This window comes from Candidatus Thermoplasmatota archaeon, assembly GCA_035541015.1.
Classification (GTDB): Archaea; Thermoplasmatota; SW-10-69-26; order JACQPN01; family JAIVGT01; genus DATLFM01.
This window is the reverse complement of the sequence record DATLFM010000074.1, coordinates 1-14,279: the sequence shown is the minus strand read 5'-3', so window position 1 is coordinate 14,279 and position 14,279 is coordinate 1. Positions and strand designations below refer to the sequence as shown.

The following is a 14,279-nucleotide window of genomic DNA, read 5'->3' as shown; positions in this document are numbered from 1 at the left end:
ACGTCGGGCCGCTCACGAAGTTGGCGCCGTCGTACGCCGTCACGCGCCAGCGGTACGTGGTGCCCGACGCAAGCCCGCTCACGGCGCAGGTTGCAGACGAGCTTGCGGTCGTGAAGGAGCAGCGCTCCGTGGTGGGGAACGACGAGGTGTCGAGGTACACGGTGTAGACGACCAGGTTGCCGTCGGGGTCCCCGCCCGCAAAGGACAGCGTGGGGCTCGTGGGCGTCCCCGTGGCGCTGTCGGCGGGGCTTGGGCTCGAAGGCGTGTTGGGAGGGAACACGTTCGGGGCGCTGCCGATCGAGATCGAGAGGCTGTAACGAGCGTCCTGCGTCGTGGCCGCGCTCGCGCGCACGCGCCATTCGCCGGAGACGGTGTTGTCGAACGTGACCGAGTCGGCCAGGCAGCCGCCCCGCGTGCTGCTTGCGCGCAGGTTGCCGGACGGATCGTACAGGTAGAGGTTGTGGTCGACGCACGGCGAGGTCGAAGGCTCGACCGAGGCGGTGATGCGCCTGTTGAGGCCGACCGCGAAGCGGTAGTAGTCGTTCGTGTCGGAGACGGAGGGGCGCAGATCGGCGGAGCACCAGATCGAGCCAAACGGGCCGATGAGCGACGCGCTTGAGAACGCGTCGCCGGCGTCCCCGCCCGTTGCGCAGTCGTTGGGCGGCGGGAACGCGATCGCGACCGTGCGGCAGGACGACCAGTCGCTTGCGGCGCCGTGCGCGTCGGTCGCGCGCACGGAGACGCAATACGAGCGCGGCACGCTCCAGCTCTGGCTTGCCGACACGCTTGATCCGGAGGCGGCGGGTCCTGCGGTCGTCCGGCGGCCGTCTCCCCAGTCGAACTCGTAGGTCAGCAGGTCGCCGTCGGCGTCGGTAGCCGAGGTTGAGAAGGCGTAGGATGTGTCGGTGGTGCCAGACGAGGGGCCGTTGGGCGTGCCGGGCCGGCCGGGAGAATCGTTGGGGTCGATCACGCAGAGGAGCGCAAGCGGTCCGCAGTCGTGCTCGGGGCCGGGGCCCAGAGGATCGTCGCCCAAGCCGTCCTCGGCTGGCGCCGCGGGATGCTCGTGGTGCGGGATCGGGTCGCGCGCTTCGTACACGCGGTGGCGCGAATCCAGCGTCTCGCGCTCGAGGGGCTCGACGAAGAGAAGCGGGTGTCCCGGTCGCGAAACCATGCCGGCCACCCAAAGTTCGGTCACCGTGAGGCGCGCCACGCTCCCCTCGACGCCGCGGACCGAGCCCGCGTACGGAAGGGCGCGAACGAGCTGTGGCTCGGGCGCGTACCCGGGCCCAAAGAGGTCCGCCGGGGCAAGCTCGAGGAGAAGCTCGCCCTCGGATAGGGGCAGCGGGACGGGCTGGCCTGCGGCCAAGGCCGCTCGCACGCGCGCGACGTCGATGTGAACGATTTCTTCGAGCGGCCGGGCGTCGTCGGCTGTTTGCGAGCCGACGGGCGGAAGCGGGGGGACGAGCAGGCACACGGCAAGCGCGACAAGGGCACGCGACGCGCGGGCGGACATCGAGCCCAAGCGGGCCCGGCCGGGTTTAAGGATTGACGCCACTTCGCCAGACGCGGACCTTGCGTGGAGGCCCGCGAAACCTTCATGCCTGCGGCGCGCATCCGCCGCTCATCCGGTGCGTTTCATGGCGAAGATCGGCATCGTCGGCGCGGGGAAGGTCGGGGCGAACTCGGCGTTCGCGCTCCTGCAGCAGATGGATCCCGACGAGATCGCGATTCTCGAGATCCCGCAGGCCGAGAACCTCGCGGTCGGAGAGGCGGCCGACCTCAACACGGCCGCGGCCGGCCTTGGCAAGCGCACGCGCGTGACGGGAGGCGCCGATCCGTCCATCCTCGCGGGAAGCGACGTCGTCGTCGTGGCCGCGGGATTCCCGCGGAAACCCGGCATGACGCGCCAGGACCTTCTGGCGAAGAACATCGACATCTGCCGCGACGTCGTCGGGAAGATCCGGGCGAACGCGCCGGAAGCCATGATCTTCTACGTCGCCAACCCCGTGGACGTCCTGACGTACGCGGCGTGGAAGATCTCCGGCAAGCCCCGGAACCACGTGTTTGGCATGGGCAGCTTCCACGACACGACGCGCCTGTGGGACCTCCTGCGGGACCAGTACGGCGTGCCCCAGCCCATCGAGGCCTACATCCTGGGCGAGCACGGGGAGACGATGTTCCCGGCCCGGAGCCTTGCGCGCGTCGGCAAGGCCGCCGTCGACTGGGCCAACGTGGCCGAGGCGGTGCGCGGGAAGGCCGCCAAGATCATCGAGCAGAAGGGCGCGACCTACTACGCCCCGGCGATCTCCGTCGCCCTCCAGGTGAAAAGCGTCCTGCGCAACGAGAAGCGTCTGTTTCCGACGAGCTGCGTCCTCGACGGCGAATACGGCCTGCGCGGCGTGGCGGTGGGGGTTCCGGCCGTCCTGGGGCGAAACGGCGTCGAGAAGGTGGTCGAGCTTCCCTTGTCGAAGCCCGACGAGGAGCTTCTGCGGCGCAGCGCCGCCGCGATCGCGGAGAAGGTGCGCGAGGCCGGGCTCTAGCCCGCGCGCGCCCCGCACCGGCTGTGCCACGAGAACGCCTGTGTGGCCGCCGTCGTCGCCATGGGCGCGATCGCTTGGCAGGTCAGGAGCGCGCCCGTGCCGCTTGAGGTCGAATTCTCCTTGCATTGTCCCGAAATCAGCGGCAGCATCCACCATTTCCAGGCGTCGGTCGAGCCCGAGCCCGCCTGGCAGCTGGCCTGCGCGCCGTTGCTTGTGTGCTGGCAGGCGCTCTGCACCGTGACGGTCCCGGCGCGCGCGCTCGCCTCGGCGGAGGGTGCGACGCACCGGGCGCCCGACGCGCCTGCGGCCGCGGAAACGTTGCACGTCACCGAAAGGCCGGCGGCGGTGCAGTAGGCCGGAAGCGACGCCTGGCCGTTGACCCGCACCGTGACGGCACCGTTGTCGCCGATGAATTCGATCGACAGCTGCGCCTGCTGCGTCGGCGCCGAGACGACAAACGTGTTGCGGAACCAGTTCGCGACCGCGACCGCAACGTTGCCTCCCGGCACGTCCGTGTACGGTCCGCTATTGCCGGCGCGGACGCGGATTCCTTGCTTGTCCACCTCCACGTTTGCGTTGGAGGCCGTGCCAAAGGGCGCCAGGGCCACGTGCACGCGACCGGCGCCGCCCTGGCCCTGCCCGGCGCTCGCCGAGGAGTCGCCGCCGAGGTTGACGGCGACGCTCAGGGGACCCGTCGGATAGACGGCGGCGCCACGGCTGCCGACAGCGATTGTGTTGCCGTTGGCTTCTCCGCCTGGGGCCACGGCGGCCGCGTCTCCTTGGGCGTATCCGCCTTGGCACGTCGTGACGGCGACGGCTCCCTCGGCGCGGCAGTCCTGCCCCAAGGCGGCCACGCCCGCGTCGGCGTCGGCGATGCCACCGTTGCTCGTTTGCGAGGTCGGAAGGCCGTTCGAGAGAGAGCCTCCGCCCAAGTACCGATCGAGCATCGGGACCGTCGGCCACCACGTGCCGGTGCCGGGCGCTGCGGGAACCGGGGGAAGCGGCAGATCCGCCGGGTCGTACGAGACGCTGACCTGCGCAACCGAGGTCCCGGCCATCCCCAGAGCCACGAGAAGCGCAAGAACGGAGCGACGAACAACCGAAGCCACTGCCACCGATCCCACCCGAACCGCCTTCTTCGGCCGCTCGCATAAAAAGGTTGGGTAAGGACTCTCGGGCTTGCCCTTTTGAACCTTGAACCGGCCAAGTGTCCGCCAGAGCACCGCGGTTTCGCGTTGCAACCAAGGCGCCTCAGGCCGCCGGCAATCCCGTGACGGTCACGGAGACGTCGCCCACCCCCGCGGACGTGAGCACGAGGCGATACGTGCCGGCGGGCACGAGCAAAGCCGTTGCGCCGGACCGGCCCAGCGCGCAGGTGGCCACGATCCGGTGCATGCCGTCCGGGCTTGCAAGCGCCAGCGAGGACGCTGCGCGCGGACACGACAACGCGACCTCGACGGCCTCGTGGTCGGCGGCAAGTTCGAGCGACCGAGCCTCGACCGCGGTCCCGATCGTGCGATGGTCGAGAGCCCACGCAAGGAGCGTCTGCCGGCCCGGCAGCACGCGCACGGAAAGCTCGCCCCCGTTGTTGCCCTCGCTCCACTCGTCGACGTCGTCACGCGCGTCCACGACCGCGGTAAGGGTTCGCGTTCCGGCGGCCGCGGTCCACGGGACCCGGACGGTGGCGCTTTCCTCGGGCGCAAGGCGGGGGAGAGGAGTCTCGTACGCGCTGCCGTCGTCGACATCGACGCGCAGCGTCGAGGGCGGCGCCGCCGCCGTGCCATCGTTCCGGACGACCAAGGTCAAATCGACGCTGTCGCCGTCACGCGGCTTCGAAGGCTCGGCCGTCCAGGAGGCGAGCACGAGGTCTGCGACGGCGGGCACTTGGAAGGGCGTCGGGGCGGCCGCGTTGGCCTCGTCCGATTCGTCCACGTCGTCGAAGGCGTCGGCCCAGGCTTGCACGACGTGGTCGCCGGGCGCAAGGCGGAAGGCCGCCTCGACGGTTGCCGAGGCTCCCGGCGCAAGCGCGGGCGTCCAAGCGACCGCCTCGGCCGCGTGCGGGCCCTCGATCCGAAGGCGCGCGTGGCTTGGCTCCGACGGAAGGGCGCCGCGGTTCTCCACGACGGCGCGCAGGAGGCGGTCGCGCGGGGAGGTTGCAAGGCCTTCGATGCGCATCTCGGACACGACAAGGTCGGGGAGCACCGACGGCGGCGCTCGCTCGACGTGCGTGACCTGAACGTTGTCCACCGACCAGCCCTCGTGGTCGTTGAGGAGGTGGTCGACGGAATCGAATGCAAAGCGTAGCCGCAGGAGGTCCCCCGGCGCGAGCCCGTCGAGCGGGACGGTTCGCAGGCTCCACGGGCCGTCGTTCTCCTCGAAGACCGGCCGGAACGCGTCGCCGTTCACGCTTGCCAGCACCTGACGGCGGTCGTACATGCACTCGCCGTCGCATTCGGTGGCGGAGCGGCTGTCGAACCGCAGCACGACGGGCGCGCCCTTCACGCGAAGGGGGGGGAGGCGAGCGGAGCCTTGCGTGAGCCCCGCGTCGTAGTCGTCCGGGCACGCCCCGCGGTGGTAGGCGAGGCTCGCGGGGGCGCTTGCGGTCTGGCACGAGGACACGTGCCAAAGACCCGTCGCCGACCAGCCGTCGGGAAGGCCGGAGCCGTCGTCGAAGCACTCGACGAAGCCCTCGGCCGGCGGGGGAGGGCAACCCCCCGGCGGCGGGGCCGCCACGACGGCAAAGGCGTGCGTTCGTTGGTTGTTCGTCGCGTCGCTCTCGTCAAGATCCGCCGACGCGTCGGCCGTGGCCGTGAGGACGTAGCTGCCGGCGGCAAGCGCGGGTCCCGAAGCGGAGACGGCGAGGGACCGGCCGGGTTCCACCGGCGGCGTCCTCACGAGAACGCGCTCGTTTCCGATCCGAAACGACAGGAACGTCTGGGCGGCGGGGCCAAGGCCCACGTTTTCCACCGTGGCGACGAGGGCGGGGCGGCGGCCTTGTTCGGGATTCGGCGGGTCGAGGGCAAGGGCCGAGACGAGAAGGTCGGGCGGGGACGCCGCCGGAGGAGCGGGTGGGCAATGGTTCTCCAGCCGGACGTCGTCGACGGACGCGTGGAAATGCCCCTGGTTGTTCACCTGCGCAATGCGCAGGCGAAGCGCATGCCCGGCCCAAAGCGAGAGATCGTGGCAGATGCGGAGGGGGGCAAGTCGGGGCGGATCGCCGGGCTTTGTCTGGAACAGGTTGGCCACGATGTCGACGGGCAGGACCGAGGTCGGATCCGCCCAGGGCGTCAGAAGGTCCACGCGGTACTGCTGATTGGGGAAATGCATCTCCGAGAGCGTGTCGGGCGCGTGGAATTCCCCGGCGCGGTTTCGGTAGTACACGAGGAACGAGAGCTTGGGCGAGCCCTCGCGCGGGATCGCGACGTCTTGGTAGAGCACGTTCGACGAGCGCCACTGCTGGTCGGTCGTCGCCGCGAAGTCGCCCCCGGGTGGAGGGGCAAGGCCGAGGTCGCTCCGGGGCGACCGCGTCCCATCCTGGGCGTACCAATTGCCAAATCCGCCGCGGGCGATCGACCATCCCCAAAGGTCGCCGGTCTCGAAGCCGCCGTTCTTCACGACCCCTTCGGCGACCACGACGCGTAGCGTCGCGGTCCGGCGTTTGGCCCAGGCGGGCTCGTCGCCGGGCGCATCGTCGATCTCCGCGACGATCGTCTTCGCGCCCGTTTGGGCCGGCGCCCGGAAGCGAAGGCGGAGCTCGGTCGTCGCGCCGGCGGAAATCGATTCGAGCGACGCGGCCACCTCTTCGCCACCCACGCGAAGCCGCGCCACGGCGTCGGAGGCATCCCGCGTTCCAAGGTTGGAAAGCGAAAGCGTGACCTCGATCTCCTGCTCCGGAGCCGCCCAGCTTGGCGCCTTGAGGTCGGAAAGCCACAGGAAGCGCTCGCGAGGCTCCGAGGCGCGGGCGGCTTCGAGCGCGTCCACGACGCCGGCCCCAAAGGCCGCGTCGGGGCCGGGTTCGCCCGCGTCCTCCGCCGTGTGCCAGAGAATCTCGCGCACGGCCGCCGGAGCGAGGGTTCCTTGCGAACGCTCGAGCAGGAGCGCGGCCACGCCGGCCACGTGGGGCGCCGCCATGCTGGTCCCGCTCAGGGATACGTACTCGTCGCCCGTGTTGGCCGCGGCCGCTACGACGCCAACGCCCGGTGCGCTCACCTCCGGCTTGATCCGGCCGTCGAGCGTGGTGCCGCGGCTCGAGAAGGGCGCGAGGTTCTTGGCGTTGTCCACCGCGCCCACCGCGATCACGTCGTAGGCGGCCGCGGGGATTCGCACGGTCCGCTCGCCCGGCCCCGCGTTGCCGGCCGAGACGACCGTCACGAGACCCGCGCGCGCCGCGGCCGTGGCGGCCCGTTCGATGGGACTCGTGCCGTCGCCGTTGGCGTTTGCGCCAAGGCTCATGGACAGGACGCGCACGCCAAGGGCGGCGGCGTTTGCGACCGTCCACTCCATGCCGGCGATCACGCCGCTTTCGGTTCCGGCGCCGCTTGCGTCGAGGACCTTGACGCCGACGAGGTGGGCTCCTGGCGCCACGCCGCCGTAGCGCGTGCCGACGGGGACGCCCGCGGCGATGCTCGCGACGTGCGTGCCGTGGCCGTCGTCGTCGTACGGCTCGGGCCGGCCGCCGACGACGTCGTGCCATCCGACGACCTTCGGGCCGCCGTGCGGAAGCACGGCGAGGCTCTCGTGCGAGGCGTCGAGCCCCGTGTCGAGGATGGCGATGCCCACGCCCCGCCCGTCGGCCGGGAACGCAGCGCGCGCCTCCTGCACGCGCAGGGCCGCGTTCGTCGCGTCCGAGAGCGCGCGGACGCGGGCATCGTGATAGAGTCCCGCCACCTCCGGAAACGACGCCACGGCGGGGACGGCATCAACGGGGAGCTCCATGGCGATGGCGGGCACGATGGAAAAGACCCGCAAAGCGTCCGCGCCGGCGCGCGCCAGCGCCGCCGCGAGCTTCGACTCGCTGGCCTCGGGCGCCAGCAGGGCGATCACGGCCAGACGCTCGCCCGGAGCCGCTCCACGGACGAGGACGTCGAGCACGTCCTCCATGCCGTTGCCGTCGAGGTCCAAGCGGTGTCCGACCCGGCGCAACGCCTCGTCGGGGTCGCGGGCGGGCGCCGGCCAGGAAGCGGGCTTGGGATTCGCGCCCTCGCGCGCGTCGGCGGTCGCAGGCCGGGCCGCCGTTTGCGACCCGTCGGGCCAAAGAGCGCCCGCCGCCGAGGGCGACAGCAGGATGCCTAGGACAAGCAGCGCGGCGACCACTCTTGGCACAAACGTGCCTCCCGGCGACAAGTTCCACTCGGACGTCTTAAAGGTGACGCCGCCAAGGCGGGCTCGGCTTCAACCGTACTGGTACCCGACGCCCTTCCCGCCGTTGGGGTGCTCCCACCGGACGACGCCTTCGACGGCGCACGTGCCGCATTCGATGCACGGCTGAACGTCGAGGACGACCTGCCGCCGGACCTTCCCGTCGGAGAGGACGGCGTTCTCCAGGCGGTAGCACCCCCGGCTGGACTCGGGCGAGGAGACGGGACAGGTGAACACCGTCTTTCCGCTTGCCGCGGGCGTGTCGTCGAGCACTTCGATGTGCGCCGTGCCGATGTCCGTGTCGTATCCGAGCGCCGCGATGCGCTCGTCGAGCGTGCGAAGGCGGATCTCCGCGTGGCTTCGGACGGGCTCGCCGGCCTCCTTGGCGACGAGGCTTGGCAGCGTGACGTAGGTGAACTCCGTGTCCGGCGCCGCGCTTGCAAGGTTGTAGTCCGAGAGCATCTTGGTGAGGCGCTTTTGCCCCATGCGGCTTCGCAGGAAGAGCCGCCCCATGTCGCTCCGAAGGAACGCTTCCAAACGCGCGTTCATGGTCGGACTTCTTGCCATGCGCGCCATGAAGCCGCGGGGGGGCGCGAACTCCTCGCCCACGATGCTGTCCCCGAGCATGCGCTCGTAGATCGGGCCCACCTGCGGCAGGTTGCCCGTCTTGCGCGCTTCGAGGTAGGCGCGCGCGGCGAGGATGCCGGCGGTGATCCCAAGGTTCATGCCCTTGATGATGGGGCCGGCCGCCTTCATGTGGCCCGCCGCGTCGCCGGCGACGAGGAGATTGTCCTTCCACGGCCGTTCGAGCACGCACTTCTTGCCGTCGGGGATGAGCTTGGCGCTGTACTCGGTCTCGTCGTAGTACGCGCCAAGCCAGTTGCGAAGGAGCGGGTGAGCGAGCAAGCGATCGAGGAGCTTGTGGGGGGGCGTTCCGTTGGCCGCGATCGAGTCGAGGTGGAACACGGTTCCGATCGAGAGGCTCTCCTTGTTCGTGTAGAGGAAGCCGCCGCCCCGCACGCCTTCGAACACGTTGCCCGCGAACAGGTGGGCGCTGCCGTCGGCCTCGCCGTCGAGGTCGAAACGCTCCTCCACGGCGTCCTTGGGCATCTTCACGACGACCTTCACGCCCTGGAACCATTCGGGCTCGCTCCACCACGAGCGGATGCCGCTGTTGCGCGCAAGCTCGCTCGTCGCGCCGTCGGCCGCGACGACGACGTCGGCGCGGATGGGCTCGAGCTCGTTCGTGACGACGCCCGTGATCCGGCCGTCCTCCACAAGAGGGCCCGTCACGCGCACCTCGGAGACGACGCCGCCGCCGGACTTGCGCGCTTCCTTGTGCACCTCGGAGGCAAACCAGCGGTCGAAGGGAACCCGGAGCACCGCATAGCTCCACTTCGTGTGGTGGCCGTGGAGGCGCGTGATGTCGAGGGTCTTCACGCGGTTGTTGTAGAGGCAGTGCATGAGGTAGCGGTGGATGGGCCGCTCCAGCGGCGCCCGCTTCTCGAAGTCTGGGACGAGGTAGTCGAGGTTGTAGGGCGTGTTGTCCTGCCCGTAGAGGATGCCGCCCGTGACGTTCTTGTGCCCGGGGAACTTGCCCCGCTCGAGGACGAGCGTGCGCGCGCCGTTTCGCGCAAGCTCCATGGCCGCGGCCGACCCGGCGGGGCCCGCGCCGACGACGATGGCGTCGAACTTCTCGACCATCAGGCCTTGCCTCCCGCGATCGGAGCGGCCGGCGCGGCGGTCGCCGTCTTGAGCTCCGCCTCGATGGCCCGAAGCAGCGGCGGAACGACCTTGTAGAGATCGCCCTTCACGAAGACGTCGCTGAACTCCCGGATGGGCGCCGCCTCGTCGGTGTTCACGGCCACGATCTTCTCCGACTGGTCCATGCCCTTCTTGTGCTGGATGGCGCCGGAGATGCCAAGCGCAAGGTACACCTTGGGCTTCACGAACTGGCCGGTCTCGCCGATCTGGCGCTCCTCCTCGGCGTACTTCTTCGAGTTCGCGTCGAGCGGGTACTTCGCCGTGACGACCCCGCGCGACACGCCCACCTCGCCGCCCAAGGCCTTGGCAAGCTCGACGCCAAGCCGCATGCCCTCGGAGGGGTTCGCGCCGATGCCGCGGCCCACCGCCACGACGACGGGGAACTTGTCCAGGCGCACGCCGCCTCCGAGCTTGCGACGCGAGCGCACCTTCACGCGGAGGTCCCGCTCGCCGAGGTTGAACTTGTAGGGAACGACGGTTCCATTGCGCCCGGTGCTGGTATCCAGCGGCTGGAAGGAGCCGGGGATGACCGAGCAGGCCTGCGGGTAGAACTCCTTCTCCGGGTCGTTCAGGCACAGGATCGTGGACCATTCGAAGCCGGAGAAGTCCGGGCGCTTCATGCCCAGCGTGCGCTCGAAGATCCGCTCGCCGCCGGGCGTCTTCACCGGGTGCTTGATGGGGATGTCCTCGATGTAGAGCTTGTTGCAGTCGGAGGCGAGGCCGGATTCGAGCTCGGCCAGCACCGTCGCGGAGAGGTCGCGACCGTTGTGCGTCGCCGGGAAGAGGAAGTACCGCGGCTTGTCGTACGCCTTGTTCGCGTCCTTGGCGCGCGCCATGCCCGCCACGACGCGCGTGGCCGGCTCGAGGCGGAAGGTCGCAAGCTCGGGGTGGTCGCAGATGTACACGACATCGGCGCCGCGCTGGATGGCCTGCTTGGCAAGCCCGTCCACGCTGTGGCCGAGGACGACGGCGACGACGTTCTCGCGCTCCTTGTAATCCTGCGCGTACTTGTCCATGAGGCGCCGTGCCTCGCCGAGCATCTCGAGCGAGACGGGCAGGAACTCGCCGTCCTTCTGCTCGCAGTACACCCACATGTCGCGATAGATCCCACCGCGCAACGGCTCCCCGCGGGTCGCCGCGTCGGCCATCAGGCCTTCACCGCCGCGACGATGGCCTTGGCGACCGCCTTGACGTCCTCGTCCTTTGCGCCGTCGTAGACCGTCGCCTTTCGTTCCTGCGGCGCGCGCGGGATGGGCTCGACCGTGCGGACGATCGTGGGGCTTCCCTTGAAGCCGATCTTCTTTTCGTCGAGCGCAAGGTCCGCCGCGGTCCAGGCGGCAAAGTGGCGGTCGAACTCGGAAAGGCGCGCCTGCGTCTGCTCCTGCAGATCCTGCAATTTCAGGCGGTGCGTGGCCTGGCGGTACACGGGCTTGAACCCGGGGTCGGTGACGATGAAGGCCGGCAGCGGAGCCTCGACCTCCTCGATCTCGTCGTACGCCGTGCGCTCGGCCACGAGCCGCTCGCCTTCGACGCGCCAGTTGAGGACGTGCGTCACGACCGGCCAGCCGAGCTTCCACGCCGTCTGCGGGCCGGTCTGGCCGGTCTCGCCGTCGGCGCTCTTGAAGCCGGCGAAGATCATGTCGACGTTGCCGATCTTGCGAACCGCGCCCGCGATCGTCTCGGCCGTCGCAAGCGTGTCCGCGCCGCCCATCTTGCGGTCGGAGAGCAGGTAGCACTTGTCGGCGTAGATGGACATGGCTTCCTGCAGGATCTTCTTGTAGTTGGGCGGGCCCATCGTGAGGACGTGCACGGTGCCGCCGTGCTTGACCTTGGCCTCAAGCGCCGCCTGCAGCGCGAACTGGTCGTTCGGGTTGAGGACCGTGGGCGTGTTGCCGCGGTCGAGGGTGTTGTCCTCCTTGAACTTGACTTTCCCTTGGCGAAAGTCGGGGACGCCCTTCACCAGGACGACGTATTCCATAAGGAAGGTCCTCGGGGGCGAATTGGTGCCTTCCTTTTAAAGGTTCGGTGCCATTCTGGCGCGTCCATGCCGCCCACCCGCGTCACCAAGCAGGAGGCCCTCGACTACCACGCGGACGACCCGCCGGGGAAGCTTGCCGTCGTCGCGACGAAGCCTTCCGCCACGCAGCGCGACCTCTCGCTTGCCTACACGCCCGGCGTCGCCGAGCCCTGCCTCGAGATCGCGCGCGACCCCGAGACGTCCTACCGCTACACGGGCAAGGGCAACCTCGTGGCCGTCGTCACGAACGGAACGGCCGTGCTCGGGCTTGGCAACATCGGCGCGCTTGCGGGCAAGCCCGTCATGGAGGGCAAGGCGGTCCTGTTCAAGAAGTTCGCCGACATCAACGTCTTTGACATCGAGGTCGCCGAGACGGATCCCGTCGCCTTCGTCGAGACCGTGAAGCGGATCGCCCCGACCTTCGGCGGCATCAACCTCGAGGACATCAAGGCGCCCGAGTGCTTCGAGATCGAGGACCGCCTCAAGCAGGAGCTCTCCATCCCGGTCTTCCACGACGACCAGCACGGCACGGCGATCATCAGCAGCGCCGCGCTGTTGAACGCGCTCGATCTCCAGGGCAAGCGCCTCTCCGACGTGCGGATCGTGATGACAGGCGCCGGCGCGGCGGCCATCTCCTGCGCGCGGCTGTACGTGCGGTTGGGCGCCCGGCGCGAAAACATCCTCCTGTGCGACCGCACGGGCGTCGTGCACCGGGGGCGCACCGAGAACATGAACCGGTGGAAGGAGGAGTTCGCCGCGGAAACGCGCGCGCGGACGGTCGCCGACGCGCTCGTGGGGGCCGACGTCTTCGTGGGCCTCTCGGGGCCGGGCGTCGTCACGGCCGCGATGCTAAAGACGATGGCGCAGCGGCCCGTCATCTTCGCGATGGCAAACCCCACGCCCGAGGTGGACTACGACGAGGCCAAGCAAGCGCGGCCCGACGCCATCGTCGCCACGGGGCGAAGCGACTACCCGAACCAGGTCAACAACGTGCTCGGGTACCCGTTCATCTTCCGCGGCGCGCTCGACGTGCGCGCGCGCTCGATCAACGAGGACATGAAGATCGCCGCCGCCCGCGCCCTGGCGGCGCTTGCCCGAGAGGACGTGCCCGACGAGGTGATCGACGCCTACGGCGGCCAGAACCTTCGCTTCGGCCCCGAGTACATCATCCCGAAGCCCTTCGACCACCGCGTTCTCCTGTGGGTCGCGCCCGCGGTGGCCAAGGCCGCCATGGAATCCGGGGTGGCCGGCCGGCGCGTCGACCTTGCCGCGTACCGCGAGGAGCTCGAGGCGCGCCTGGGCAAGAGCTACCAGGTCATGCGCATCGTTCTCAACAAGGCGAAGCGGAACCCCAAGCGCGTCCTCTTTCCGGAAGGCGAGCACGAGAAGATCCTCCGCGCGGCGCAGATCCTCTCCGACGAGGGCATCGCGCAACCCGTCCTCGTCGGGAGCGCGGCCACGATCCGCTCGCGCCTCAAGGAGATGGGGCTCGACGTGACGCCGGAGATCATCGATCCCGACACGATCCCGGAGTCCGAGCTTGCCGACATGGCGCAGGAGCTCTACGCGCTTCGCGCGCGCAAGGGCGTCACGCTCGTGGAGGCGCGCGAGACGCTCCGGCAGCCGGCCGCGCTTGCCGCCATGCTCGTGCGGCGCGGGCGCGCCGACGCGTTCCTTGGCGGCCTCACGACGCACTATCCCGAGACGCTGCGGCCCTGCCTGCAGATCATCGGCACGCGGCCGGAGGCAAGCCGCGTCGTGGGCCTGTACCTGATGACCCTAAAGAACCAGGTCTTCTTTTTCGCCGACGCCACCGTCAACATCGATCCCGACAGCGAGGCCCTTGCGGAGATCGCGATCCAAGCCGCAAACGTGGCCCGTCGCTTCGACGTGGACCCGCGCGTGGCCATGCTGTCGTTCAGCAACTTCGGCTCGACGCGGCATCCGCTTGCCGACAAGGTCGCGCGCGCCGTCTCGATCGTGCGCCGCCGCGATCCCTCGCTTGTCGTGGACGGCGAGATGCAGGCGGACACGGCCGTCGTGCCCGAGATCCTGCGCGGAACGTACCCGTTCTCGCGCCTGAAGGAGCCGGCAAACGTGCTCGTCTTCCCCGACCTTGCGGCGGCCAACGTGGCCTACAAGCTCCTGCAACGTCTCGCCGACGCGCAGGCCATCGGCCCCATCCTCGAGGGCATGGCGCGGCCCGTCCACGTGCTCCAGCGCGGCGACGAGGTCTCGGACGTGGTCAACATGGCCGCCATCGCGGTCGTCGAGGCGCAGGAGATGGAGGGGGAGTTCCCTCCGCGCGTTCGCATGGAGCCTTGACGGATACGCATCGCCAGGCGGGGGGCGCGGATCAACCAACGATCTCTCCAAACCTATTATATAGCGTCAACCGTGACGGATTCGCGTGCGGGCCGCTCTCGTTTCCCTCGCCTTGCTTTCCGCCGCTTTGGCGGGCTGCGTGGGAGAAGATCTCGAAGCGCACGACGCAAGCCCGGGCGTGACCTATCTTGCTCCAAGCGAGACCGATCGCCAAGCGTCCCTGCCGCCACCGCCGCCTCCGCCCGAAGAGCCGCCGGCGCCCCCTCCACCGCCTC

Annotated in this window: 9 protein-coding genes; 3 read left to right on the top strand and 6 right to left on the bottom strand. The window is 69.8% G+C overall.

Annotated features, from left to right (window positions below):
* On the bottom strand, positions 1-1,513 hold a 1,513-nt coding region (locus VM681_06595; protein HVL87658.1), incomplete at its 3' end, for a PKD domain-containing protein.
* A gap of 124 nt (positions 1,514-1,637) precedes the next feature.
* Between VM681_06595 and VM681_06590 the strand changes: the two genes are divergently transcribed.
* Positions 1,638-2,540: a malate dehydrogenase gene (locus VM681_06590; protein HVL87657.1), complete on the top strand. Its 903-nt coding sequence runs from the start codon at positions 1,638-1,640 to the stop codon at positions 2,538-2,540.
* Here VM681_06590 and VM681_06585 read toward each other — a convergent pair.
* The 5 genes from VM681_06585 to VM681_06565 all read right to left on the bottom strand — a co-directional run bounded on the left by VM681_06585 (position 2,537) and on the right by VM681_06565 (position 11,640).
* Entirely contained in the window at positions 2,537-3,664 is a 1,128-nt protein-coding gene (locus VM681_06585) for a hypothetical protein (GenBank protein HVL87656.1), read from the bottom strand. The two genes, VM681_06590 and VM681_06585, sit on opposite strands and share 4 nt — an antisense overlap.
* A gap of 127 nt (positions 3,665-3,791) precedes the next feature.
* On the bottom strand, positions 3,792-7,862 hold the full coding sequence (locus VM681_06580) for a S8 family serine peptidase (GenBank protein HVL87655.1): 4,071 nt from the start codon (positions 7,860-7,862) through the stop codon (positions 3,792-3,794).
* Between the two features lie 69 nt (positions 7,863-7,931).
* Positions 7,932-9,602: an FAD-dependent oxidoreductase gene (locus VM681_06575; GenBank protein ID HVL87654.1), complete on the bottom strand. Its 1,671-nt coding sequence runs from the start codon at positions 9,600-9,602 to the stop codon at positions 7,932-7,934.
* On the bottom strand, positions 9,602-10,810 hold the full coding sequence (locus VM681_06570) for an electron transfer flavoprotein subunit alpha/FixB family protein (protein ID HVL87653.1): 1,209 nt from the start codon (positions 10,808-10,810) through the stop codon (positions 9,602-9,604). Before VM681_06570 ends, VM681_06575 begins: the two co-directional genes overlap by 1 nt.
* Positions 10,810-11,640 (bottom strand): electron transfer flavoprotein subunit beta/FixA family protein, encoded by an 831-nt coding sequence (locus VM681_06565; protein ID HVL87652.1) that lies wholly within the window; start codon positions 11,638-11,640, stop codon positions 10,810-10,812. Before VM681_06565 ends, VM681_06570 begins: the two co-directional genes overlap by 1 nt.
* Before the next feature lie 66 nt (positions 11,641-11,706).
* On the opposite strand from VM681_06565, the gene VM681_06560 reads away from it, so the two are divergent.
* Together VM681_06560 and VM681_06555 are read left to right on the top strand one after the other, a co-directional pair.
* Complete coding sequence (locus VM681_06560) at positions 11,707-14,004, top strand: NADP-dependent malic enzyme (GenBank protein HVL87651.1); 2,298 nt, start codon at positions 11,707-11,709, stop codon at positions 14,002-14,004.
* Positions 14,005-14,089: 85 nt separating this feature from the next.
* Positions 14,090-14,279 (top strand): hypothetical protein (locus tag VM681_06555; GenBank protein ID HVL87650.1); only part of this gene is annotated, 190 nt, incomplete at its 3' end.